This window comes from Paraburkholderia sp. RL18-101-BIB-B (genome assembly GCF_046026985.1).
Taxonomy (GTDB): Bacteria; Pseudomonadota; Gammaproteobacteria; order Burkholderiales; family Burkholderiaceae; genus Paraburkholderia.
This window is the reverse complement of record NZ_JARESV010000001.1, coordinates 297,942-323,252: the sequence shown is the minus strand read 5'-3', so window position 1 is coordinate 323,252 and position 25,311 is coordinate 297,942. Positions and strand designations below refer to the sequence as shown.

At 63.8% G+C, this 25,311-nt stretch carries 19 protein-coding genes; 11 read left to right on the top strand and 8 right to left on the bottom strand.

Going from position 1 to position 25,311, the window contains the following annotated elements; all coding sequences use genetic code 11:
• The first annotated feature begins 2 nt into the window (after positions 1-2).
• Complete coding sequence (locus P0D73_RS01435; RefSeq protein ID WP_408429234.1) at positions 3-1,313, top strand: MFS transporter; 1,311 nt, start codon at positions 3-5, stop codon at positions 1,311-1,313.
• A gap of 88 nt (positions 1,314-1,401) precedes the next feature.
• Here P0D73_RS01435 and P0D73_RS01430 read toward each other — a convergent pair whose 3' ends face one another.
• Positions 1,402-2,166: an IclR family transcriptional regulator gene (locus P0D73_RS01430; RefSeq protein WP_132377965.1), complete on the bottom strand. Its 765-nt coding sequence runs from the start codon at positions 2,164-2,166 to the stop codon at positions 1,402-1,404.
• Between the two features lie 204 nt (positions 2,167-2,370).
• Between P0D73_RS01430 and sauS the strand changes: the two genes are divergently transcribed.
• The 3 genes from sauS to P0D73_RS01415 all read left to right on the top strand — a co-directional run bounded on the left by sauS (position 2,371) and on the right by P0D73_RS01415 (position 6,968).
• On the top strand, positions 2,371-3,816 hold the full coding sequence (gene sauS / locus P0D73_RS01425) for an acylating sulfoacetaldehyde dehydrogenase (RefSeq protein ID WP_408429231.1): 1,446 nt from the start codon (positions 2,371-2,373) through the stop codon (positions 3,814-3,816).
• Positions 3,813-5,468: an AMP-binding protein gene (locus P0D73_RS01420; protein ID WP_408429228.1), complete on the top strand. Its 1,656-nt coding sequence runs from the start codon at positions 3,813-3,815 to the stop codon at positions 5,466-5,468. The genes sauS and P0D73_RS01420 overlap by 4 nt, the downstream gene beginning before the upstream one ends.
• Before the next feature lie 117 nt (positions 5,469-5,585).
• Positions 5,586-6,968 (top strand): MFS transporter, encoded by a 1,383-nt coding sequence (locus P0D73_RS01415; protein ID WP_342960570.1) that lies wholly within the window; start codon positions 5,586-5,588, stop codon positions 6,966-6,968.
• A gap of 78 nt (positions 6,969-7,046) precedes the next feature.
• Here the strand turns inward: P0D73_RS01415 and P0D73_RS01410 are convergent, their stop codons facing one another.
• Positions 7,047-7,964, bottom strand: a complete 918-nt coding sequence (locus P0D73_RS01410) for an NAD(P)-dependent oxidoreductase (RefSeq protein ID WP_408429225.1) — start codon at positions 7,962-7,964, stop codon at positions 7,047-7,049.
• 201 nt (positions 7,965-8,165) lie between these two features.
• On the opposite strand from P0D73_RS01410, the gene P0D73_RS01405 reads away from it, so the two are divergent.
• The 5 genes from P0D73_RS01405 (at position 8,166) to P0D73_RS01385 (ending at position 16,392) form a co-directional block, all read left to right on the top strand.
• Positions 8,166-9,470, top strand: a complete 1,305-nt coding sequence (locus P0D73_RS01405) for a TolC family protein (RefSeq protein WP_408429223.1) — start codon at positions 8,166-8,168, stop codon at positions 9,468-9,470.
• A gap of 10 nt (positions 9,471-9,480) precedes the next feature.
• Positions 9,481-10,956, top strand: a complete 1,476-nt coding sequence (locus P0D73_RS01400) for an efflux RND transporter periplasmic adaptor subunit (RefSeq protein WP_408429220.1) — start codon at positions 9,481-9,483, stop codon at positions 10,954-10,956.
• 89 nt (positions 10,957-11,045) lie between these two features.
• Positions 11,046-14,267 (top strand): efflux RND transporter permease subunit, encoded by a 3,222-nt coding sequence (locus P0D73_RS01395; protein ID WP_408429217.1) that lies wholly within the window; start codon positions 11,046-11,048, stop codon positions 14,265-14,267.
• A gap of 5 nt (positions 14,268-14,272) precedes the next feature.
• A complete protein-coding gene (irlR, locus tag P0D73_RS01390; RefSeq protein ID WP_408175096.1) occupies positions 14,273-14,953 on the top strand; it encodes a heavy metal response regulator transcription factor IrlR in 681 nt (226 codons plus the stop codon).
• Positions 14,950-16,392 carry a heavy metal sensor histidine kinase gene (locus P0D73_RS01385; protein ID WP_408429214.1) on the top strand — a complete coding sequence of 481 codons (1,443 nt, stop codon included), beginning with the start codon at positions 14,950-14,952 and terminating at the stop codon, positions 16,390-16,392. Before irlR ends, P0D73_RS01385 begins: the two co-directional genes overlap by 4 nt.
• A 78-nt stretch (positions 16,393-16,470) precedes the next feature.
• Here the strand turns inward: P0D73_RS01385 and P0D73_RS01380 are convergent, their stop codons facing one another.
• Positions 16,471-16,890, bottom strand: a complete 420-nt coding sequence (locus P0D73_RS01380) for a DUF4148 domain-containing protein (RefSeq protein ID WP_408429211.1) — start codon at positions 16,888-16,890, stop codon at positions 16,471-16,473.
• A gap of 87 nt (positions 16,891-16,977) precedes the next feature.
• On the opposite strand from P0D73_RS01380, the gene P0D73_RS01375 reads away from it, so the two are divergent.
• On the top strand, positions 16,978-17,205 hold the full coding sequence (locus P0D73_RS01375; protein ID WP_408429208.1) for a hypothetical protein: 228 nt from the start codon (positions 16,978-16,980) through the stop codon (positions 17,203-17,205).
• Between the two features lie 48 nt (positions 17,206-17,253).
• Here the strand turns inward: P0D73_RS01375 and P0D73_RS01370 are convergent, their stop codons facing one another.
• Complete coding sequence (locus P0D73_RS01370; RefSeq protein ID WP_408429206.1) at positions 17,254-19,401, bottom strand: hypothetical protein; 2,148 nt, start codon at positions 19,399-19,401, stop codon at positions 17,254-17,256.
• Between the two features lie 878 nt (positions 19,402-20,279).
• Here P0D73_RS01370 and P0D73_RS01365 point away from each other — a divergent pair.
• Positions 20,280-20,588, top strand: a complete 309-nt coding sequence (locus P0D73_RS01365; protein ID WP_408175090.1) for a DUF4148 domain-containing protein — start codon at positions 20,280-20,282, stop codon at positions 20,586-20,588.
• A 190-nt stretch (positions 20,589-20,778) separates the two neighbouring features.
• Here P0D73_RS01365 and P0D73_RS01360 read toward each other — a convergent pair whose 3' ends face one another.
• From P0D73_RS01360 to P0D73_RS01345, 4 genes are all read right to left on the bottom strand, one after another.
• Positions 20,779-21,366, bottom strand: a complete 588-nt coding sequence (locus P0D73_RS01360) for a hypothetical protein (protein WP_408175089.1) — start codon at positions 21,364-21,366, stop codon at positions 20,779-20,781.
• Between the two features lie 34 nt (positions 21,367-21,400).
• The gene (locus P0D73_RS01355) at positions 21,401-22,111 is read right to left on the bottom strand and encodes a hypothetical protein (protein ID WP_408175087.1); all 711 of its coding nucleotides are present in this window, start codon (positions 22,109-22,111) and stop codon (positions 21,401-21,403) included.
• Positions 22,112-22,269: 158 nt separating this feature from the next.
• Positions 22,270-23,634 carry a sigma-54-dependent transcriptional regulator gene (locus tag P0D73_RS01350; protein WP_408429203.1) on the bottom strand — a complete coding sequence of 455 codons (1,365 nt, stop codon included), beginning with the start codon at positions 23,632-23,634 and terminating at the stop codon, positions 22,270-22,272.
• Positions 23,619-25,166, bottom strand: coding sequence for a sensor histidine kinase (locus tag P0D73_RS01345; protein WP_408429200.1), 1,548 nt, complete (start codon positions 25,164-25,166; stop codon positions 23,619-23,621). The genes P0D73_RS01350 and P0D73_RS01345 overlap by 16 nt, the downstream gene beginning before the upstream one ends.
• Between the last annotated feature and the right edge of the window lie 145 nt (positions 25,167-25,311).

The window sequence follows — 25,311 nt, the reverse complement described above, 5'->3', positions numbered from 1 at the left end:
CTATGGCAATCGATCCCCGCGCTATCCGTCGCGTTGCGTTCGCCAGTGTGATCGGCGCAACCGTCGAATGGTATGACTTTTTTCTTTACGGCGTGGTCGCCGGCATCGTATTCAACAAGCTCTATTTCCCCGCCAACGATCCGCTCGTGTCGACGCTGCTCGCTTATTCGACCTTTGCGGTGGGCTTCGTGACCCGGCCGCTCGGCGGCGTGATATTCGGCCATTTCGGCGATCGGATCGGCCGCAAGTCCGCGCTGATTCTGACGCTCGTCATCATGGGGATTTCGACGGCTGGCGTCGCGTTCATTCCCACCTACGCGCAGATCGGCATCTGGGCGCCGATCCTGTTGTTGTCGCTGCGCGTGTTGCAGGGCATCGGGCTCGGCGGCGAATGGGGCGGCGCGGTGTTGATGGCGTATGAATATGCGCCGCCTGAACAGCGCGGCCTATACGCGAGTTTGCCGCAGATCGGTTTGTCGATCGGACTATGTCTCGCATCGGGGATGGTCGCGGGCCTGTCCCGCTTATTGCCCGAAGCGGCCTTTCTGTCGTGGGGCTGGCGGATCGCATTCGGCGCATCGCTCGGTCTCGTTCTGATCGGCCTGTATATTCGCGCCAAAGTGATGGAGACGCCCGAATTCCTCGCGCTCAAACGCAATCGGCGCGAAGCGAAGATTCCGTTCGTCGACATGATCACGCGCTATCGCGGCGCCGTGATGCTCGGCATGGGCGCGCGTTATATCGATGGCGTGTTCTTCAACATTTTCGCCGTGTTTTCGATCGGCTACCTTACGCAACATGTCTCGATGAGCCGCACCGACGCCTTGCTCGGCGTGATGATCGCGGCGGGCGTGATGTGCTTTTTCATCCCGCTGTTCGGCAGCATGTCCGACAAGCTCGGCCGCGCGCGGGTGTATTTCTGGGGCTCGCTGATTTGCGGCGTGTCGGTGTTTCCGGCTTTCTGGCTGATCGAAATGCAGCCGGCCAACACGTTGTTGATCTGGGCGGCCATCGTGGTGCCATTCGGCATTTTCTACGCGATGGTGTACGGTCCTGAGGCGGCATTGTTTGCCGAACTGTTCGACGCCAAAGTGCGCTATACGGGTATCTCGTTCGTGTATCAGTTCTCCGGCATCTTCGCGAGCGGACTCACGCCGATCATTGCGACGATCCTGATGCGGCTGAACGGCGGAAAACCGTGGACGGTGTGCGCGTACGTGCTGTTCTCGGCATTGATATCGGCGCTGTCGGTGCGCGCGATCGAGAGGAAGCGGGGCGGTGCGTTCGATGCGGTTGCGCATGCGCAGTCCTGAGTCTGCAGTTTGCTTTGGATCGCAGAAGCGCGCCGCTCATTAAAGCGCGTTTCTCGCCACGGCCAGGCTCGCGCGGCCTCACGCCGCGTCATTCCCGAAACGTCTTCGCAGTCTCTTCCGCCGCGTGGCGCAAGTCAGGCACGAAGGCGAGCAGATCGTCGAGCGTGACTCTGCCCACCGGCGCCTGCACGGCAATCGCCGCGCAGGCGCGATTGCGATCCAGCATGACAGGCACCGCAATCGCGATCAGCCCTTGCAGATGTTCCTGATTGTTGATCGCGAGAAGCCGCCGCCGCGTGGTGGTCAGTTCCTTGCGCAACGCGTCGCGATCGGTGATCGTCCGTTCCGAATAACCGCGCAGCGGCAGCGTCTCGATTACGCGTTCGCGTCTGTCCTTCGGCAGAAAGCTCAGCAGCAGCTTGCCGCTCGCCGAACAATGCAAGGGCACATGCGAACCCGGTTGCAAATGCATGCGCAGCGGCCATTCGGTTTCGACGCGGTCCACATAGACGACATCGTTGCCGGAGAGCATGGTCAGATTGCAGGTCTCGCCGATTTTCGCCACCAGCTGTTCGAGCAGCACGTGGCGAGCGGCGGCCGGTCCCGCATGCATCAGCACATTGACCGCGAGCATGCGCACACGTGGCGAACATTCGTAAAGACGATCGCCCGCGCCGCGCGTGACGAGCCACGCATCCATCAGTTGCACGAGGATACGGTGGACGGTCTGCTTGGGCAGGCCGAGCGCATTGACGAGTTCCGTCATCGAAAGCGGGCCGCCCGCTTCGGCAAGCGTTTCGAGTACGCGAAACGCGCGCACTGCAGCTGCATTCGACTGGTTTGACGTCGACATCCCACTCCCTCGCCAGCGTATTCACAGCGTTGATTTTGCATCGACTTCATTGCTTTTCGGGACTATGGAAAGTACCGAATTTTGCGTTTTCCGATGCTGGCAAACGCACTGCAGTGGATAGCTCGAAAAACGGGACTTCGCCCTAAGCGCGGCTGGCTAGATTGATAGCACTGCAATCAATTCATTCACGCGGAGCGAATCCATATGAACGTCAGGGCCACAGGAGCCGAAATCGCAGGCCACCATGCGGACGGCGAAGCCGAGCGCATCGTCGCCACGCTCGTCGCGAAAGCGCGCGCGGCGCAGCGTGCTTTCGAGAATGCAGGACAACAGGCGCTCGATACCGCCGCCGACGCCGCCGCGTGGGCCATCATGGAGCCAGAGCGCAACCGGCAACTGGCGGAACGCGCCGTGCACGATACGGGTCTCGGCAACGCCGACGACAAGTTCCGCAAGAACTATCGCAAAACGCTCGGCTTGCTGCGCGACCTGCACGGACAGAAGACCACCGGCGTAATCGCGGAAAACAGGGCGAGCGGCATCGTCGAGATCGCGCGCGCAGTGGGCGTGGTGGCGGCGATCACGCCGTCGACCAATCCGGCGGCGACACCGGCCAACAAGATCATCAACGCGCTCAAATGCGGCAATGCAGTAATCGTCGCGCCGTCCCCCAAAGGTTACTCGTCTTGCGCGTTGTTGATCGAGTTCATTCACGCGCAATTCGCCAAAGCCGGTATCGATCCGGACCTCGTGCAGATGCTGCCCGCGCCGATCAGCAAGGCGGCGACCGCCGCGCTGATGCGGCAGTGCGATCTGGTCGTCGCCACCGGCTCGCAGGCGAATGTGCGCATGGCGTATGCGAGCGGCACGCCCGCGTTCGGCGTGGGCGCGGGCAATGTCGCTTCGATCGTCACGGCGTCCGCCGATCTGCATGATGCGGCGCGCAAGATCCTGCGCTCAAAAACTTTCGACAACGCGACGAGTTGCTCGTCCGAAAACAGCGTCGTGATCGAAGACGCCGTCTATCAGCCGATGCTGGCCGAACTCGCCGCGTGCGGCGGGGTACTCCTCGACGCCGAGCAGAAGGCCCGCTTGCAAGCGGTGATGTGGGTCAACGGCAAGCTCTCCGAGCAGTGCACGGCGAAGTCCGCCGAGGTGATCGCACGCGTGGCGGGTCTGGATGAGGTCGCCGCGCGCCACCCCGCCTTCCTGATGGTGGAAGAGAGCGGCGCGGGCACCGACTATCCGTTTTCCGGCGAGAAACTCGCGCCGGTGCTCGCCGTGTATCGCGCCGCCGATTTCGCTGCCGCAGCCGACGTGGTGCGCGGCATCTACGCGTACATGGGCGCGGGCCATTCGGTCGGACTGCATTCGACCGATACCGCGCAAGCGGTTCAGCTTGGCGTGACACTGCCGGTCGCGCGCGTGATCGTGAATCAGGCGCATTGCCTCGCCACCGGCGGCAACTTCGACAACGGCTTGCCGTTTTCGCTGTCGATGGGCTGTGGCACGTGGGGCCGCAACAACTTCTCGGGCAATCTGGGCTTCCGCCACTATCTGAACACCACGCGGGTCGCGTACCCAATCGAAGAGCGCGTGCCGGAAACGGACGAATTGCTCGGCGATTTCTTCGCGAGGTACGGCCGATGAACACGCCCGCCACCCTTCGCGCGCTGATCGACGAGCGCGCCGCGCAGCATCCGGACAAGCCCTTCCTGCTGGCCGCACTCGACGACGACGAAACGGCGGTTCCTGACCGGCGCGCGACCGTGCTGACGTTTCGCGAACTGCGCGACGACTGCCGAGTGATCGAGACACGCTTCAGGGAAGCCGGCCTGCGGCCGGGCGATGTGATTTCCGTGTTCATGGGCAATGGAATCCAGACGGCCCGTCTGTTGCTAGCGGCCATGTACAGCGGGCTGGTGGCCAATCCGCTCAATCTTTTGTGTCAGCCCTCGCAGGTGCGCTATATCGTCGACCATTCCGATACGCGGATGATCTTCACCGCGCGCGACACGCAGGCGGTGATCGGCACGGCCGTGGCCGAACTGCGCGCTGCTGGCTTGACGCGCGAGATCGCGTTGATCCAGACCGAACCGGACGATGCCGAACCGCCTTCGCTCGCGAAGCGTGAACCTGCTTTGGCCGAAACCGCGGCACATGGCGCGAACGCTGCCGCCGCGCCAGCGCTCGCGAAGCGCGGCCGCGCGCCGCGGCACACAGCGGATGTCGCAACGGCGCACGAGCCCACAGCAGACGAGGTCGCATTGCTGATGTACACCTCGGGCACGACGGGCACGCCCAAAGGCGTCCTGCTGACGCATCGCAATCTAATGGCGAACGCGCGCAACATCAGCGCCGAGCACCGGCTGACGTCGGACGATCGCGTGCTCGCGTCGTTGCCGCTCTATCACATCAACGGTCTGGTGGTGACGCTGCTCGCGCCGCTGTTCCATGGCGGCTCGGCGGTGATGACATCGCGCTTCTCCGCCCGCACGTTCTGGCGCGACGTCGCGCTTCATGCCTGCACGTGGATCAACGTGGTGCCGACGATCGTCGCGTATCTGCTCAATGCCGACGAAGCCTGCACCTACGATCTGTCGGCGCTGAAGTTTTGCCGCAGCGCGTCGGCCGCATTGCCCGCCGATCATCATCGCGCGTTCGAAGCGCGTTTCGGGATCGGCGTGATCGAAACCATGGGCATGACGGAAACCGCCGCGCCGGTTTTTAGCAATCCGTATGAGATGGACCGGCGGCGCGTCGGCAGCATCGGTCTGCCCTCGGGCGGCGAAGCCCGCGTGATCGACCGTGAGGGGCGCGAATGCGCCGCCAACGAATGCGGCGAACTGGTGTTGCGCGGCGAGCAGGTGATGGGCGGCTATTACAAGCGGCCCGAGGAAACGGCCGCCGCCTTCACGCCGGACGGCTGGCTGCGCACCGGCGACCTCGGTTATCGCGACCAGGGCGGCTACTTCTACATCAACGGCCGCGCCAAGGAACTGATCATCAAGGGCGGCGAAAACATTGCGCCGCGCGAAATCGACGAAGCGTTGTTGCGTCATCCCGATGTGCTGGACGCGGCGGCGGTCGGCGTGCCCGATCCGGCATACGGCCAGGAGATCGTCGCTTTCGTGGTGGCGCGCACGAGCGAGGGACGCAGCGCGCCCGACCCGGCGGATCTGCGCGAGCACTGCGTGCGCGAACTCGGGCGCTACAAGACGCCGAAAGAATTCCACTTCGTCGATGAACTGCCGCGCGGACCTTCCGGCAAGGTGCAGCGGCTCAAGCTGGTGCCCACCTGACGCGGTGCCGCTCGCGAGCGGGCAAGGCGCGGGCGGAGACAGGCAGGCAGTCGCAGTCCGGTAAATCGGGCGGCCGCTCGCGGCCGTCGTCGATACATAAAAGAGATAGGAGACAGCATGGAAACGCGTATCCGGCGTGTCAAGACACGCCATATCATCCTGGCGGTCATGTGCCTGATGTACTTCATTTCGTACATCGATCGCGTGAACATTGCCGTGGCCGGCCCGTTGATTCGTCACGAGATGGGCCTCACGACCGTTCAGCTCGGCCTGGTGTTCTCGGCCTTTGCTTATCCGTATGCGGCGATGCAGATTATCGGCGGCTGGCTCGCCGACAAGTACGGGCCGAAACTGGTGCTCACGGTGCTATCGCTGATCTGGGGCGTGGCGACGCTCGCCACCGGTTTCGCGGGCAGCGTCACCATGCTGGTCGTGATGCGCTTCGCGCTCGGCATCGGCGAAGGCGGCGCGTTTCCTACCGCGACGCGCGCCTTCACTTACTGGATGCCTGTAGCCGAGCGCGGCTTCGCGCAAGGCATCACGCACAGCTTTGCGCGCCTGGGCGGCGCGATCACGCCGCCGCTCGTGCTGGCCGTGGTGGCGACCGGCGGCTGGCGCGACGCGTTCATCCTGCTCGGCATCGCGAGCCTCGCGTGGACTGTGCTCTACCTCTTCGTGTTCACGAATTCGCCGGAACAGAACCGGCGCATCACGGCCGAGGAAACCGCGGAGATCGGCTACCGCGCCGGCGATTGCGACCGCGCCAAACATGCGGCCACGCCATGGCGCAAACTGGTGCGCCGCATGTGGCTCGTCACGTTCGTCGACTTCTGCTATGGCTGGTTGCTGTGGGTCTATCTGACCTGGTTGCCGTCCTATCTGCGCGAGTCGCGCGGATTCGATCTCAAGCAACTGGCGCTCTTCACCGCGCTGCCGCTGCTCGCGGGCGTGGTCGGCGACACGCTCGGCGGCGTCGTGTCGGACAAGCTCTTCAAGATCACGGGCCGCCTGCGCTTCGCGCGCTGTGCGGTGCTGGTGGTGGGCATGGGCGGCTCGCTGGTGTTTCTGCTGCCGATGGTGTCCGCCACCGATCCGCTCACGGCCGTGTGGTTCCTGTCGGCTTCGTTCTTCTTCCTCGAAATCACCAACCCTGTGCTGTGGACGTTGCCGCTCGACATCGCCGGCAAGTATGCGGGCACGGCCGGCGGCATGATGAACACGGGCTTCGGCGTGGCGGGGATGGTGTCGCCGGTGGTGTTCGGCTATCTGATCGAGAAGACCGGCAGCTACAACGTGCCGTTCAATATCTCCGCGGGGCTGCTCGCGGTCGGTATGCTGGCGGCGCTCTTCATCGACACCAGCAAGACGGTCGAGGCCGATGAAGAACGCGAGCGCGCCGCCGGCGTCGAGTTGGGCGGCATGCCGTCTTTCCTGCACGCTGGAGCGGCGGTGCGGCTGGAGCGCCATCACTTGCGCCGGCCGTTGCGGTGGCGCAAGTGATACGAGTGACGCAAGCGGCACAAATGAGTAAGTGACGCGAGTCATGCAAGGCGGGCGCGTATGCAGCGCCCGCCGCTGTTATTGCGCCGCCTTGAGGGCCCGCAAGCGCCAGATCAGGCTCGACGTATCGAATCGATTGCCGCCGAGCGCCTGCACGTCCGCATAAAACTGATCGACGAGCGCGGTCACCGGCAACGACGCGCCATTGCGCTTCGCTTCGTCGAGACAGAAGCCGAGGTCCTTGCGCATCCAGTCGACGGCAAAGCCGTAATCGAACTTGCCGTCGATCATGGTCTTGCCGCGATTGTCCATCTGCCAGCTGGCCGCCGCGCCCTTGCCGATCACTTGTAGCACCAGCGGCATGTCGAGGCCCGCGAGCTGGCCGAAGTTGATCGCCTCAGACAGTCCCTGCACCATGCCGGCGATGCAGATCTGGTTGACCATCTTCGCCAGTTGCCCGGCGCCGACGGTCCCGATCAGCGTGACGGCCGCCGCGTAGTGCGCAAGGACCGGTGATGCCTGCTCGAAGACGGCGGGCTCGCCGCCGCACATGATCGTCAGCTTGCCGTTCTGCGCGCCGGATTCGCCGCCCGACACGGGCGCGTCGATGAAATGCAGACCTTTCTGGCGCGCGACTTCCGCTAGCTCGCGCGCGACGTTCGCCGACGCCGTCGTGTGATCGACGAACGCGGTATTGGGCGCCATGCCCGCGAACGCACCGTTATCGCCGAGCGTGATGCTGCGCAGATCGTCGTCGTTGCCGACGCACGCGAGAATCAGGTCGGCGCCGTTCGCCGCTTCACGCGGCGTGTTCGCGGCCCGGCCGCCGTACTCGGATACCCATTGCTGCGCCTTCGACGCCGTGCGGTTGTACACGGTCACGTCGAGGCCCGCTTTCGCGAGATGGCCGGCCATGGGATAGCCCATCACGCCGAGGCCGAGAAAGGCGACGCGGCGGACGGTGGCGGTGGAGGGCTGCGCGGTTGGATGATTCATTGGGGCTCCGTGGAGTGGGCTGGGTTTGGGGTGGGGCAATCATTATGACAAGGCTGGCGTTTTTTAGCCGTGACGCGCCGTTGTGCCGCCGCTGCCGCCCGCGCCGCTTGCCGAAGATGACAAAAATCTCATTTTTCCGCCATGTTGGCACTGCGGCAGCGCCGTAGCATCGGTCGCACCTCGTCAACACATCACGCATCCATGCTCACCCGCAACCTTGCTGCCGTACTTGCGATCGCTGCGGTGAATCCGGCCTTTGCGCAAGCCGATGCGGCGCTCGTGGAAGGCAATCGGCCTTCGCCATCGACCGCACTGGCCGCGCCGTCCGGCGCCGCCTTGCCGCTCGACGAGGCACTCGGCATCGCCGCCGAGAACAACCCGCTGCTGCGCGGCGCGCGCGCCGACGCCGATGGATCGCGCGGCACGTTCAGGCAGGCGGGCGCCCGACCCAATCCGCAGATCTCGCTGCTGCAGGAGGGGTTCGGCCGCACGGAGCGCACGTCGACGGCACTCGTCAACCAGACCGTCGAACTCGGCGGCAAGCGTCAGGCGCGCCTCGACGTCGCTTCCTATGGACGCGAGGTGGCGCTCGCATCGCTCGATGCGCGCGGCGCGACCTTGCGCTCAGACGTCATTGCCGCGTTTTACGGAATGCTCGCGGCTCAGCGCCAGTTGCAGGTCGCGCGTGAATCGGCCGACATCGCGGCGAGGTCCGCGGAGCTGGCGGAGAAACGCGCGCGCGCGGGCAAGGTGTCGCCGGTCGAGGCGACCAAAGCGCGGGTCGCCGCCACCGGCGTTCAGATCGAGCAGGCCAACGCCGCCTCGCGGCTGACCATTGCCGCGGAAAAACTCGCCAACGTGACGGGCAGTCCGCTCGTGCGAGGACGCCCCGCGACCGGCGATATCGAAAGCGTGCCGGCGATCGAACCGCTTGCCGAACTATTGCCTCAACTGATCGACGCGCCGCTTGCGCGCGCCGCGAAGGCCGAGAGGTTGCGGAGCAACGCCGCCATTGCCGTCGAGCGCGCGAAGCGCATTCCGGATATCACGTTCAGCGCGGGCATGAAGCGGGTCGTGACCGGCGGGGTGTCCGACAACCAGGCCGTGGTCGGCATCTCCATTCCGCTTCCGCTTTTCGACACCAACAAAGGTGCGCTGCTCGAATCGGTTCACAAAGCCGAGAAGGCAAGCGCCGACTTCGACAGTGAAAAGGCGCGCCTGCAACTGGAGCTGACTCAGGCGTACGCCAATTACGAGCGATCGAGCCTGGAGGCGCGGCGCCTGAAAACCGATGTCCTGCCGGCCGCGCGCGAGGCGCTCGACGCAATGTCGCGCGGTTATGAGCTCGGCAAGTTTGGCTTTCTCGATGTCCTGGATGCGCAGCGCACGCTGTTTCAGGGCCAGTCGCAATACGTCCAGGCATTGACCGATGCGCACCTGGCCTACGCCGAAATCGGCCGGCTTGTCGGTGTCCCGCTTCGCAACAGTGCGCCTCGCTTACCTTGAAGGATTTTTCATGCTGCGCAGAAAACTCATCGTCGCCACTGTGGTGACCCTCAGCGGCGTGAGCGTCGCGCTCGCCGTGTTCGCGATGACGCGGGTGTCGTCGAATACTGGAGATACTTCGGGCGCCGTCGAAGCATCGGCAAGCGCGCAGGGTTCGTCCGGCCAGCATGGCGGCACCGTGTTCAGAGACGGTGCGCTGGCTGTCGAAGTCGTCCTGTCCGAGAAGCCGGGGGACGCGCGGCTCGTCGTCTATCCTTTCGTCGACGGCAAACCCGCGGACAAGGACCTGGTCGTGTCGGGTTCCATTACGCGTTACGACGGTTCGATGCAGCCATTGCAATTCGCGTCGGCAGGTCAGAAGCTGACGTCCGCCGAACCGATCGCGAAGCCTCACGTCTTCGACGCATTCATTCATCTCAAGTGGCGCGGACAATCCGCATCGTTCGTGTTTTCGCGGGCCGATGGTGCAATCGCGCTCAGCGCGGCGCAAATCGAGGCGGCGCAGATTCGTCTCGACCGCGTCGGTCCCGCGCAGATTCTCACGACATTCCAGCTTCCTGGTGAGATCAGATTCAATGAGGATCGCACGGCCCACGTCGTGCCACGCGTGGCGGGCATCGTCGAGCGAGTCGATGTTTCGATCGGTGAGAAAGTCGCGAAGGGGCAAGTGCTGGCGGTCATCGCCAGCACCGATCTTGCCGATCGCAGAAGCGAATTGCTGAGCGCGGAGCGCCGGCTCGCGGCCGCACGAACATCGTATGAACGCGAAAAGACGCTCTGGCAGGAGCGCATCTCCGCCGAGCAGGACTACCTCCAGGCGCAGGTACAGTTACGCGAAGCCGAGATCGCCACGCAGAACGCCCGCGCGAAGCTTGCCGCGCTGAATGCCCCGCCATCGGCCGGCGCCTTGAACCGTTACGAATTGCGCGCGCCGTTTGCCGGAACGCTGGTCGAGAAGCACGCGACGCCCGGTGAGGCGATCGCCGCGGATGCCAAGGTCTTTATTCTCTCGGACCTCTCGTCCGTATGGGCCGAAATGGCGGTGCCGGCGCAGCGCCTGAACGATGTGCGTGTCGGCCGCGAAGCCACGGTCAGCGCCACCGCGTTCGACTCGAAGTCGAGTGGTCCGATTGCCTACGTCGGCGCGCTGCTCGGCGAGCAAACCCGCACCGCGCCGGCGCGGGTGGTGCTGCCGAATCCCGATGGCGCGTGGCGGCCGGGCATGTTCGTCAATGTGTCGGTGGATGCCGGCAAACAAAGCGTGCCGCTCGCGGTGGCGAGCGACGCGCTGCAGGAGATAGACGGCGGGCCCGCCGTCTTTGTGCAGTCGCCCAAGGGTTTTGTCGCTCAGGCGGTCGAGACGGGGCGCCGTGACGACAAGGTCGTCGAAGTGGTGAAAGGACTTCTGCCGGGCCAGAAGTATGTCACCGCGAACAGTTTCGTCCTCAAGGCTGAACTCGGGAAGGGCAGTGTCGAGGAACATTGACGCCCCGACGCCATGAACCCGTCATGACCTGCGATGACTTGCAGTAAGCAGACCGCTTTCCCGAGCCTCGGTTTCCAAGGACCCTCCGCATGTTTGAAAGACTGATTCGCTTCGCCATCGCGCACCGCTGGCTGGTCATGCTGGCCGTTGCCGCGGTCGCGGGATGGGGCGTGTACAGCTATCAGAAGCTGCCCATCGACGCCGTGCCCGACATCACCAACGTTCAGGTGCAAATCAACACTTCAGCGCCGGGTTATTCGCCGCTCGAAGCCGAGCAGCGCATCACCTATCCGGTAGAGACCGCAATGGCCGGACTTCCCAATCTGGCGCAGACGCGCTCCATCTCCCGCTACGGGCTCTCTCAGGTCACGGTGATCTTCAAGGACGGCACCGACATCTACTTCGCGCGTCAGCTCGTCAACGAGCGGATTCAGGAAGCCAAGGACAAGCTGCCGCCCGGCGCGACGCCGGCGATGGGGCCGACCTCCACGGGTCTCGGCGAGATTTATCTGTGGACGGTGGAGGCCGACGCGTCGGCCGTCAAGCCGGACGGAACCCGCTACACGCCGGCAGATTTGCGCGAGCTTCAAGACTGGGTCGTGAAGCCGCAGCTTCGCAACGTGCCGGGCGTCACCGAGGTGAATTCCATCGGCGGCTTCGTGAAGGAGTTCCGGGTCGCACCGAATCCCGCCAAGCTCATGTCATACGGCTTGACGCTCGCGGACGTGGTGCGCGCGATCGACCGTAACAATGCGAATGTCGGTGCGGGCTACATCGAAAAGCGCGGCGAGCAGTATCTCGTGCGCGTGCCAGGCCAGGCCCGCTCGGTCGAAGACATCGCCAATGTCGTGCTCACCAACGTGGGCGGCGTGCCGGTTCGTATCAAGGACGTCGGACAGGTGGACATGGGCCGTGAATTGCGCACGGGCGCCGCGACGTCGAACGGCGAAGAGGTCGTGCTCGGCACCGTGTTCATGCTGATCGGAGAGAACAGCCGCACCGTCGCCAAGGCGGTCTCCGTCAAGATGGAAGACGTCAACCGTACCTTGCCACCAGGTGTGCGCGCGATTCCCGTGTACGACCGCACCGTGCTGGTCGAGAAAGCCGTGCAGACAGTGAAGAGGAACCTGCTCGAAGGCGCGGTGCTCGTGATCGTCGTGCTGTTCCTCTTTCTCGGCAACATGCGCGCGGCGCTGATCACGGCGCTCGTCATTCCGCTGTCGATGCTGATGACCTTCACCGGCATGGTCAATGCGAAGGTGAGCGCCAACCTCATGAGTCTGGGCGCACTCGACTTCGGGATCATCGTCGACGGCGCGGTCGTGATCGTCGAAAACTGCGTGAGGCGCCTTGCTCACGCACAGACGCTCGCCGGGCGGCCGTTGACCCGCGAGGAGCGTTTCGCCGAAGTCTTCGGCGCGTCGCAGGAAGCGCGGCGCGCCCTGATATTCGGTCAATTGATCATCATGGTGGTCTATCTGCCGATCTTCGCGCTCACCGGCGTCGAGGCAAAAATGTTTCACCCGATGGCGGTCACGGTCGTGATGGCGCTGGCTGCCGCGATGGTGCTGACGGTCACCTTCATCCCCGCCGCGGTGGCGCTGTTCATCGGCAAGCGCGTCGAGGAAAAGGAAAACCGCTTGATGGGCTGGGCGAGGCAAGCCTATGAGCCGCTGCTCACCGCTTTCATGACGCGCCCGAAACGTGTGTTCGCCGGCGCGGCGCTGATCGTCACGCTGAGCATCGGTCTGGCGGCGCGACTCGGCAGCGAGTTCGTCCCGAGTCTGAACGAGGGCGACCTGGCCGTTGCCGCATTGCGTATTCCGGGCACGAGTCTGTCCCAATCGGTCAGCATGCAAAAGTCTATTGAGAAAACGTTGAAGCAACGCTTCCCGGAGATCGAACGCGTGTTTGCCCGCACGGGGACGGCGGAAATCGCCGCGGACCCGATGCCGCCCAATCTGTCCGACGGCTACATCATGCTCAAGCCGACGGACAAGTGGCCGGACCCGAACAAGTCGCGCGCCAAACTCGTCGAGGAAATCGAAGCGGTGCTCGCTGAACTGCCGGGCAATAGCTACGAGTTCTCCCAGCCGATTCAACTGCGCTTCAACGAATTGATCTCCGGCGTACGCAGCGACGTGGCGGTGAAGCTTTTCGGCGACGACATGGCGGTGCTCAGCGGCACGGGCGAGAAGATCGCGGCGGCATTGCAGAAAGTGCCGGGCGCTTCGGAAGTGAAGATGGAACAAACCAGCGGTTTGCCGGTTCTCACCATCAACGTGGACCGGGACAAGCTGGCGCGCTACGGCGTCACGGTCGGTGACATTCAGGACACGGTCGCGGCGGCGGTCGGCGGGCAGAAAACCGGCACGCTGTTTCAGGGCGACCGGCGCTTCGATATCGTCGTGCGCTTGCCGGACGAACTTCGCTCGGATATCGAAGCGATCAAGCGCCTGCCGATTGCGTTGCCATTCCCCGCGCCGGTGAGCGGCAGCGTGCCGCTCGCGCAGGCGCCTTATGTGCCGCTCGCCGAACTGGCCACCGTCGACGTCGCCCCTGGTCCCAACCAGATCAGCCGCGAAGACGGCAAGCGGCGCGTCGTGGTGAGCGCGAATGTGCGCGGACGCGATGTCGGCTCTTTCGTGGCGGACGCGCGCGAGCAGATCCGTCAGGACGTTCAGGTGCCCTCGGGTTACTGGTTGTCGTGGGGCGGACAATTCGAGCAGTTGCAAAGCGCGACCGAGCGCCTGAAGCTGGTCGTGCCGCTGTCGCTCTTCATGGTGTTTGTCCTGCTGTTCATCATGTTTAATAATGCTAAGGATGGCTTGCTGGTGTTCACGGGCATTCCGTTCGCATTGAGCGGCGGCGTGCTGTCGTTGTGGTTGAGGGATATCCCGCTTTCCATTACGGCGGCGATCGGTTTCATTGCGCTGTCGGGTGTCGCGGTGCTGAACGGGCTCGTCATGATTTCCTTTATTCGAAACCTGCGCGATGAGGGCACGGAACTGGACGCGGCTGTCCGTGAGGGCGCCCTGACGCGGCTGCGGCCGGTCCTGATGACGGCGCTCGTCGCGTCGCTCGGCTTTTTGCCGATGGCATTCGCCACCGGCACGGGCTCGGAAGTGCAGCGGCCGCTGGCAACGGTGGTCATTGGTGGCATCCTGTCGTCCACGGCGCTGACGCTGCTGGTTTTGCCCGTGCTGTACCGGGCCGCTCATTCGTCGTCATGGCGCGCTGCTGCCCTGAGCGGGCTGGCGAAAACTTCGCCCGCCCAGCTACTGCGCCGGTTCGGCATTTTTTCGAGGTAGTGTGAATGCGGATTTTGTTAGTGGAAGACGAGCCGAAGACCGGCGCCTATCTTCGCAAGGGGCTATCGGAGGCGGGATATGTTGTCGATTGGTCGGAAGACGGCGTCACGGGTCAGCATCAGGCGGAGACGGAAGACTACGACCTGCTGATCCTCGACGTGATGCTGCCGGGACAGGACGGTTGGACGCTGCTGCAAAACCTTCGCCGCACGCGGCTCACGCCCGTGCTGTTTCTCACCGCACGCGACGACGTTGGGGATCGCGTCAAGGGACTGGAGCTCGGCGCCGACGACTACCTCGCGAAACCGTTCGACTTCGTCGAGCTGATCGCGCGCGTGCGGTCGATCCTGCGGCGCGGCAAGCCACGTGAATCCACCTCGCTGAAGGTCGCGGATCTCGAGCTGGATCTGACGCGGCGCAAGGCAACCCGTCAGGGCGACGTGATCCTGCTGACGGCCAAGGAGTTCACGCTGCTGTGGCTGCTCATGCGCAAGGAAGGCGAAATCCTGCCTCGCGCGACGATCGCTTCGCAGGTGTGGGACATGAACTTCAATAGCGACACGAACGTGGTGGATTCGGCAATCAGGCGGCTGCGCTCCAAGGTCGACGACGCCTACGAACCCAAGCTCATTCACACCGTGAGAGGCATGGGCTACGTGCTGGAAAACCGGGACGGCGGCAATTGATCAGGCGCGTGGTGCCGCGAACGCTGCGGGCGAGGCTCACTGCTCTCATCATCCTGTCGACGTCGGCGATCCTCGCGTTGAGCGGCTTCGCGCTATATGAGGCGCTGCGCAGCCGCCTCGAGTCGACCTCGATCGAGCATATGGCCGGCACGATGGCGGCGTTGCGCACGCATCTGGCGGGGATCCAGAATACCGATGGCATTGCCGGCAATGCGGAGACGTGGATCGACCTGTTGCATGGGCACCCGAACCTGGCGCTCGCCATCTACGATACGATGGGGCAGCGCCTGTCGAGCACCCTGGGGTTTCGGCCCTACCCGCCGATCCCCGCAACCGGGGCGAGCGGTGCGGCCGTGAATCTCGCGCCCACCGGTTCGAATCTTCGATACCTGGTGGAAAGCGTGCCGCTCAATGACGGAATCGGGCCATTGGTGCGCGTCGCCGTTCAGTACGATGGAACCAGTGATCAGGCTCTGTTGCGCGCGTATGCGTACACCGCGGTGGTCATCGAAGTATTAGGCGTGGTGCTCGCCGCCGCGTTTGCGTACGGCATCGCCATGCTGGGCCTGCTTCCGCTGCGCAGGCTGGTGGCTCGGGCAGAGGAGATGTCGACAAGCCGCCTGGCGCTGCCTCTGCCAGAACTGGAAGCGTCGGGCGAGTTGAAGGAACTGGAGCACGCCTTTAACGGCATGCTGGCGCGGCTCGACGAATCGTTCACCCGGCTGAGCCAGTTCTCCTCCAATCTTGCCCACGACATACGCACGCCGCTCACCAATCTGCTCGCCGCGGCTCAAGTGGCGCTGTCACAGCGTCGGAGCGCGGAAGACTACCGGGACGTGATCGAATCGAGTGTGGACGAGTATCAGCGACTGTCGCGCATGATCGAAGACATGCTTTTCCTCGCGCGCTCCGATCAGGCTGACGCACCGCTGTCCTTGCGTTCGCTCGACGCGGTTGCGGAGGCCGAACGCGTCGCCGGCTACTACGAGACCATGGCCGAAGATGCGCAGGTCACGATCGAGGTGACGGGCGAGGGCACCGTGCAGGCCGATCTGCTGCTCTTTCAACGCGCGCTCAGCAACCTGCTGTCGAACGCGCTCGTGCAGGCGCCGCAAGGCAGCACGATTACCATCGACTGCAAGCAGGAGCCGGGCTCGACCACGCTGAGCGTGTCGGACTCGGGAGCGGGAATCGACGCTCGTCATATCGAGCGCATATTCGAGCGGTTCTATCGTGTCGACCCGTCGCGGCACGGTTCGGCCTCGGGCACGGGGCTGGGTCTTGCCATCGTGAAGTCGATCATGAACAGCCACGCAGGACAGTGCGGGTGCGAAAGCCGGCCTCATGTCAGCACCCGTTTCTGGCTGCAATTTCCCCGGCGCGAATGTTCGAATAACGGCCTGACCATGTCCATGACGGACGACGCCGCCCGCCCATAAAGATTGAGCGAGCGCGCGTCCGCGCGCAACGGGCAAAGGTATGCCGCCGGAGAAGCTCGCTTCCGGCGGCATGCGCCGCTATTTGTTCGCGACGAGTTTGTCATGCTGATCCATTGACGGTGCCTTCTCACCGGCATGCCGCGTAACCGCGTGCGTCTGCTTGTTCCGGGCAATCGTGTTGGCATCCGGCGGGTATTGTGTCTTGCTGGTTGGCGTCACGCCGTCATGCTGGGCTTGAACGAGTTCGTGGTTCACCTGCTCGCGAGACTTGCCTTGCGCCTGCGCGGCTGGTGAGAGCGCGCCGATCATCGTCATGGCAACGACGGACAGGGTGAAGAGTCTTGCAGCATTCATGTCGAGATCTCCTTTGTGGCGACCGCCGGTCGGCGATTCGTGAGTCCAGTATGAATCGCAGGCGGTGTGCCATCGTGACCGCAACATGAGAAAAATGTCAGGACATGCGGTATCGACAAAGGCGGCATCGAAGGCCGTTTGCATGAGATTTTTGTCATCTTGGCGTGATGCTGGCGGCGACCTTCGCGGAGCAGGATGACTCATCTTCTTCCACGAATGACGAGGCGGCGAATGCGCGCGTTACTGCAGAAATCTGCCTTGCTGATGATCCTGGCCGCCGGCCTCGCAGGATGTGCAAGCAGCGGCGGCAAGCCAGCGGCTTCCGCTAATACGTCGACTTCCACGCAAAAGGCGCCGACGGATCTCGCGCCAGGCGAGCAGATCGACTACGCCGGCCATCGCTGCGGCAATCCGAATCTGTATGTGAAGATGCATCTGTGTGTCTTTCCGCGCCGATAGCGTGGCCTATTTGCCGGCCCTCGTAAGAAGGCCGGCACGTCCGCGAGATCAGCTCGGATCCGCGTACTTCAGCGTCCAGCCCAACGTGCGTTGACTACCCGCCGTCAGCGCAAACGGAAGCGTCGTACAAGCGAACTTCGAATGCAACTGCCCAATTGGCGTGGTGGACAACGGATTGGTGACGCCGGCTGCCATCTCGAAGTTGGACAGCGCGCAACTGTCGAAACCCGTGGTGCCATAGCTGGTCGCATTGCTGTTCGCGTATTTGACCGAGAACCCATCGCTATTCGCCGTGGTGTTCTGGAAGTCCGCAAACGACGTGAAATCCGTCTCGACCGCCATGTTGCCGGTCAGCGTGGCGGAGCTCAGCGTATCGGTCCGGGTCATCGAGCCATGATCGAACGTCAACATCGTATGCACTTGCAAGTCGATGTCGGTGGCGTACGTTGCATTCTTGGCGGCTTGCCGGAATTTGGCCGTGTCGAACGACACGACAACCTGGCCGTTGTTTTCCTGGACACTCAGATTCTTGTAGTACGTGACCGGGATGTAGGTCTTCCCGTTATACGTAACCTGCGGAATCAACAACGCGTAGCCCAGATCCGTGGTTCCGTAGATCAGCTTGTCGGAGAACGGTGTCGGGTAATACGGCGTGTACGAATTGTAATCGGGTGCCTGGCTCAGGTTGAGATTGATGACGCGTTTGCCATCGCGCACCGTAACGAGCGCCGCGCTGTACGGATGAGCCGTATCGCCCGGCAAGTTGTACCAGGTCAACGTGTAATGCGGTCTTGCATCCAGCCACGCTTGCAGATCAGTGTCGGACATGGGCGCCTTGCTGCCGAAACCCAGCTTGTCCCACCACGCATTCACGTACATAAACTGATGCAGTAGGCTGAAATTCTCACCCATGACGCGAGGTTTGCCGCGATACGTATCGGTCCCGCGGCCTTTCACCCACATATTTACGGACGGCGTGGGCAGCGTCGGGTCGTACCAGAACGTGTCGAAGCGATAGGCCGCCTTGTAGATGAACGAATAGGCGACCTGCATTTCCTGTGCGGTCAGTACGCCTGCGTTGGCCGCAGCCGTCAGGACTTCCATGAAGGCCGAATCGCCGTATGGCCCGATGGATCGGCCGTAGTTGAAACCCTGGCCGTCGGCATTGAGTTGCGGAAGAATCAGATCGACCGATTTGCGCAGATACGATTTCAGTTCCGGCGTCAGATTGGCCTCGTTGCCCATTTCCAGCGTTCGCTCCGTCACTTCGCCGATCAGCAGCGTGCTGTATCGGTCGAAGCGCGCCTGGTCGTAGTAGGTGGTGTGCGTATTCGACGCTTCGTCGGAAAAGCCGCCGGAGGAATCGTTTCGAATGTGATTGGTGAGCGTGTACAGAAGCGCGTCGCGCGCGCCCATCGTTGCCACGGTTGGATCGGTCTTGGACGAGAAGCTCGGATTGCTCCAGCCGAGTTTTTGCCGCAAGCCCGCAATGCCGTAGGAAACCGCGTAGTAGTTTTGAGCGGTATTGAGCGATGCAACGTCGATCGGCACGCCTGCCGCCGGGCACGTATTCGTTTTGCCGCTTGCGTCCGCGCCGAACATGTCGCAGAAGTTCAGCCGATTTTGCAGCGTGGTCAGCATGGCATCGCTGAAAACTTCATTGAGCATGCCGTGCGCCTTGAAATTGTTCAGCGCAACGAGATAGTAGTACTCGCCCCAGGAGGTATTCGCATACACGTAATCGGCGCCGTGCATCTGCGTCATCATCGCGGTCGTTATTTTCTGGTACGTCGCAAGATAGTCCGCGTATTTAGGATCGCCCTTCGTTTTCATATCGATCAATATGTACGACAGGCCGAGCGCCAGCTTACCCGGCAGGAATTTATCCCCCGTGTTGGTGTCCAGCACATGAACGGGGCTGCCATCGCCAAGATCCATCACCACTTGTGTGAAATCAGGCGCTTTCTTGATGAGGTCGAAGAGCGCTCTCATCTGTCCCATCATGGTGATGGGAACGCCGGCGCCCGACGGCACGCTGGTGTCCGACGCGCCGTAGACAATGCCGTGAAGAGAGACGGCTCCGCCTTTCGACGGATCGCTCGGGGTGTCGCTCACGCTGCCACCGCAAGCGGTGACGAGAAGCGCGGTGAGCGTACTGAGTGCAAACGCAAACGAGGTTTTTCCTGGTGAAAGCATGTTGTCTCCGGATTTATTTGATCGATGCGTGATTCACATTTTTGATTACCTATTACTTGCCTTTTCTTCTCCTTTGATAAGTAAAAGCAAATGCATTTTTCATTGCCGGATTCGACGCAATTCACCTGCGGGTAAGGCCGTGGTGACTCTTCCTGGCATCCGACGCGACACTACGACTGGTGCTGACCTCGGCGACAACCTTCAACAACAGTCATAGGTCGTCAGACAACATGAATGAAACGAACACTGCCGACCTGACACCTGCGCCACGCGGTCACCGTCGCATGCCGCTATCGCTCATTCGCAAACGTATGCGGGTGGAATATCAGCCGAATCGGACAACAGTGAAGCATGCCGCGCCGAGCGCGGCAGTGAACAACCTAGCCATGAAATATTTGGTAAGTGGTAGGAGATCATATCTCTAGCAAGATGGCAAGTGTCATGTGAAACGGCCGCAAGGGGTGGTGCCGACTTTGCCGCTGAAGGCCGTGCGGATAGCCGGCCGCCAAGTGTCCTTTTCACGTCCGCGCGCAATGGCGATAGACATCGGGTTGAAGGCTAGGGCAATAGCGCGGGGAATAGAAATCTGCGCGGATTCGCTGGTCGTTGAATGCGCGATTCGAGGTCGGCGACGCGACTGCGAGTATCTTCGCGAGTGCATTGAAGTTCTTTGCCGTTGCATGCGGACGCGATGCTTCGCCGAACTTGCCGGTCCGCGTCGAGATATGGCGGCCCTATCCGCGGTCTATGCACATTCGAGAACAATCCTCTCCACACAGGGCCCTTATTCTCAAGCGGCCACCTTTCTAGACTGTCGTCACTGAATTACGAACAGGGCTGTTCGTAGCAGAGCAAAGCGAAGTCTGGAGGTCGTCATCATGAAGTCCCTTATTCAAGCCGTTGTGGTTGCCGCTGCCCTTGCCGCGCCGGTTGCCGTGTTCGCTCAATCGAACTCGCCTGTGACCCGTGCGCAAGTGCGTGCCGAGTTGATCGAACTCGAACAGGCCGGCTATAACCCGGCCCGCGGCGAAGATCCGAACTATCCGGCTGATATTCAGGCCGCCGAAGCGCGCGTCGCGGCACGGCACGCGGCGACAGGTTTTGGCGGCACCACGAGCGGTTCATCGGACGCGGGACGTGCGCCGGTTTCCAGCGCGGATTGGAATGCGATGTACAACCATCCGTGATGAGTGGTGCGTGAGTTTTTCAGCGGCGTGCGTGACGGCGTCATTGGCATCATCGAGCGGGCATGTGGTGACGTCGAAGTGATCGAGGTTCAACAAGCCGCCGCGGAGCAACGCCGTCATGCGCGTGACCGCTTCGGCCGTCGTTCGACGATAGCCGCGCCCGGCACTGCGTATGCCGGGCGCTACGCGTTCAAGCCTCCGACCCGGCCTCCTCATCGACCAGTTCGGCGATGTCATGTACGTCCACCGTGCAACCCACCCGGTTTCTCACGCCGCGGCCCCACGCCTGCACATGCGCGCCCGGCGTCAGATACGCGACGAGTTCGGCCGCGGCATGCGGCGGCATGCGCAGCGAAGTGCCGTCTTCCAGCAACGCGCCGCGCAATTCGCCCTTCGGTCCGTAGAGCGGCATGACGACTTCGCCTTGCACATCCATCGGCTCGCCGTCGTGCTCATGGCCGTGGCCGTGCTCATGTTTCGGGCCGTGTTCGTGAGGCCGCGGGCCTTCGTCGACGATCTCGATGCCTTGCCGGCTCGTCAGCGAAATGGCGGCGATCAGATCGGCGCCGCGCGGTTTCACGCCGCGTATGCGCACCGTGTCGCCCGGCGCGATATGGCGCGCGATCAGTTTGCCCAGATGCGGCGGGAAATGCACCTGCTGCTGCGTACCGTCGGCGTGCTGAAGAATGAAGCCGTCCGCATCGCCGTGCGGATTGAGCAGGAACAGCACGACTTTGCCGCGCGTTTCCGGCAGGCAGGCGGGGTCGATCCAATGCATGATGAAACTCCTTTGTTCGAGTGATGAGTCGGGACTACCTGGGCGGGGTGTCGTAGAGCACCGTGAGATTGCCGGGTGTACCGAAGGCGGTGGCTTGCAGTGATTCGCCATAGCGATTACGCGTGCCGTAGCCTTGCGCCGCGATCGTCGCGCCTGGCTGCAACAGGTTCGCGAAGCGCGCGGCCGCGGGCGGCGTCAGCTTGATCACGGTGCCGTCGGTAAGGAGTACGCCGTCGGGTTCGCCGCGCGGTGTGCTGGTGACCCGCAGCACGCGGCCCGTGGCATCCAGCTTGACGAGCCCGACGCCGGCGAGCGACTTCGGCAGACGCTGGGCATCGACCGGCGGCGGTTGATCGACGATGCTGCGCCCGTTGTTCGCGTCGGCGATCTGGCTGGCGCGCAGCGTACCGCCGGGCTGCGCGACGCCGTTCACGTTGACCGTGGCGCCTGGCGCGAAGGTGGCGGCCACCTGAGTGCCGATATACGGCGGGAACCGGACTAACGTGTTGTCGGCGAGCAGCATGCCGTCGACATCGCCTTCCGGGTTGATCACATAGCGCTGGACCACGCCGCTCACACTCGCGGGAGCGCCATCACGAGGAGCCGCGGCGAAGGGCGGCGGCGGTGGCATCGGTGCGCCGGCGCTCGGCGCGGGCGGCGGCATGGTTTGCGCCGCGCAAGCTGCCGTCGCGGCGATGACGGCGAGCGCGGCCGCCGCGCGTGCGATCGGGTTGAAACGGTTCATTGTCGGACTCCTTCGACTGCAATGTCGTGCAGGAGTCTTCGCAACCGCTATGCCATGCCGCTATGGGTTGTCGCGTAAGGCTTTCCGCCGTAGCGTCCGGTTGATGATGTCGCCTGGCTGGACGGCGGGTGTCGCCCAGTTGGACACCGGCAAGCGCATCAACCGAGCTTGTACGCGGCGATCTTCGTATAGAGCGATTGACGGCTGATGCCGAGGCGGCGCGCCGCTTCCGCGCGATTGCCCGCGCTCTGCTGCAACGCGCGTTCGATCGCGGCGCGCTCCAGCCATTCGATCGCCTGCGGCAGCGGCAGATCGAGCAGCGCGGCGGGAATCTCGCTCACGCCGGCGCGCGGCGCGGTGAGAAAAGCCAGATCGTCGGCGGTCACGAGCGGGCCGCGTGCGAGCGCGGCGACACGCTCCATCGCGTTCTTCAACTCGCGGACGTTGCCGGGCCACGCGTGCGCGAGCAGGCTCCGCTCGGCATCGCCGCTCAAGGTCCGCGCGGGTCCGGCCAGATTGGCGGCGGCGATGAGAAAGTGCGCGGCCAGCGGAAGAATATCGTCGGGACGATCGCGCAACGGCGGCAGATGAACCGGAATCACGTTGAGCCGGTAGAACAGATCCTCGCGGAACGTGCGCGCCGCGACTTCCGCCGTGAGGTCGCGGTGCGTCGCGGCCACGATCCGCACGTCGATGGCGACGCTCGTGTTGCTGCCGACCGGCGTCAGCGTGCGCTCCTGAATCACGCGCAGCAGCTTGGCTTGCATCGGCAACGGCAGGTCGCCGATTTCATCGAGAAACAGCGTGCCGCCGTTCGCTTCGACGATGCGGCCGGCGCGCTGCGTCACCGCGCCGGTGAAGGCGCCGCGCGTGTGACCGAATAGTTCGCTCTCCAGAAGTTCGGCGGGAATCGCCGCGCAGTTGATCGCGACGAACGGCGCGTGGCGGCGCCGTGACGCGTCGTGCAGGACGCGCGCCGCAACTTCTTTGCCGGTGCCGGTTTCGCCCGTGATCAGCACGGTCGAGTCCGTGGCGGCGGCGCGGCCGATCTGCTTTTGCGCGTCGCGCAGCGCCTCGCTGTTGCCGAGCAGGCGAGGCGTGCCGTCGGTGACGTCTTCGTTCGACGCCGGCAGCGGCGGGCTCGACGCCCCGCGATTGGACGCTTCGATCTTGCGCAGCAGGGACGCGATCGCGTCGCGCCCGACCGGCTTGGTCAGGTGCTCGAAGGCGCCGAGCCGCATCGCGTGAATGGTGTTGTCGCTGGTGGCGAAGGCGGTCAGCACGACCACCGGCAGCGCGGCGCGCGACGGCATCGCGCGCAGACGCTCGAGCACGTCGATGCCGCTCAGGTCCGGCATCCTGATGTCTAGAAACATGCAGTCGATGCGCGTGTCGCTGGCTAACCTCGCAAGCGCATCGTGGCCGCTGCCCGCCTGCTCGATGACATGGCCAAGGTCGCCGAGCGTTTCGGCGAGGCTTTCGCGGAAGGCGTCGTCGTCGTCGACGATCAGGATGTGCGCCATGGGATCTCGATCACAAAACAGGCACCGCGCTCGCGCGCTTCATAAAAGGCACGGCCGCCATGCGCGGCAGCGATCTCGCGTACCACGGCGAGGCCAAGCCCCGAACCGGCAGCGTGGCCGGTCACGAACGGTTCGAAAATGCGCTCACGCTCGGCGTGCGGCACGCCGGGACCGTCGTCGGTCACTTCGATCCGCAGCGCCGCGGCGGGGCGCGCCGCGCGCAGCGTGACGTGGCCGCCGGATGGCGTATGACGCAGCGCGTTGAGGATCAGATTATCGATGGCGCGCGCCAGTTGCTCCGCGTCGAAACAGGCCTGCGCGGGAAGCCCCTCGGCGCACTCCAATGCGAGTGCGATGCCGGCCCGCGCGGCCGCGTCCTGATGCCATTCCATGCGCTCGGCGAGCCAGCTGCGCAAATCGACGGCATGGGCGTCGATACGCACGGGCTGGGTCAGCGCGAGCAGACCCGACAGTTGCCGTTCCACCCGCTGAATCTGTTCGAGGATCGCGCCGAGTGCGCGCTGCTTGCGTTCGGTGTCGCCGTTCAGGGCATTTTCCGCCTTGAGCCGCATCGCGCCGATGGGGTTGCGGATCTCGTGCGCCATCTGCGCGGAGAACCGGCCGATTGCCGCGAAGCGTTCCGCGGCCGCGAGCTGCGTATGCAGATCGCCGGCTTGCTGCTGCAAGGATGTGGCGCGCGCGCCGTAGACGTTGAACGCGTGGACGATCTTGTCGAGGTCGGGCTCGCCGGTCGGGGCAATCGGCGTGAACAGGTCGGCGGGCCGGCTCAGGCTGGCCTCGACGCGCGCGAGATTGGCGCGCCAGCGTCGCAGCAGCATGCCGAGCGCGATGGCGATACCGACGATTACTGCAAGCAACACCGCGAGGGTGGTCACGAGCGCTTTGCCCGACGGCCCGAGCGGCGGATGCACGCGCGATAGTGTCCACGCAAAGAGGCCGTCCCGATGCGGCACCGGACAGGCGCTGACGATCACGGCATCCTGCTGGCCTTCGACGAATTCGGATGCCGCCGCACGTGTCGTGGACGCCGCGCGCAAGGTGCGCAGAATCAGCGGCGTCTCGGCATCGGGGATGTCGCGCTTGATGCCGCTGCCCTGATAGGTCGGAAACGCGTACGCGTCGAAACTGCCGCGCGGCGCGCCGTCCGGCCGCCAGAAGCCGCCTTCCACGCCGTCCATTTGCGCGAGCACGATGTCGAGGATCGCGTGCATCAGATCCGTGTTCGGTCCATTGGGCGACGCCGGTTGCGCGGCGGGCGCGGCGGCCGCGGGTTGACCGGCGCGTGGCGCGGCGATCGGCTCCGCCGTCCGGTCGATCGACAGGTCGTAGCGCGACCCGATCGTCTCGCAGCCGGCCAGCCCCTGCTGACGCGCGACGCTGATCTGCCGTCCGAGATTCGCTTGCGCCATGAACCACACGAGCCCGATCAGGACCGCGCACATCACCGCGACCAGCAGCCAGAAAACGATCAACTGACTGGCGAACGATAAACGTCGGGGAGCAGCGGCCATGAGTGCGCGGGGAAGGATTGGAGCTAGACAGTAGCAAAATTCCGGCCCGTGGTGCGCGAGTCACCATCAGGCGTTCGACGACGCTGCAAGCGGACAGGCGCGGGCTCGCTGTTGCGCCGCTGGACAACCGCTGTCCACGAACCGG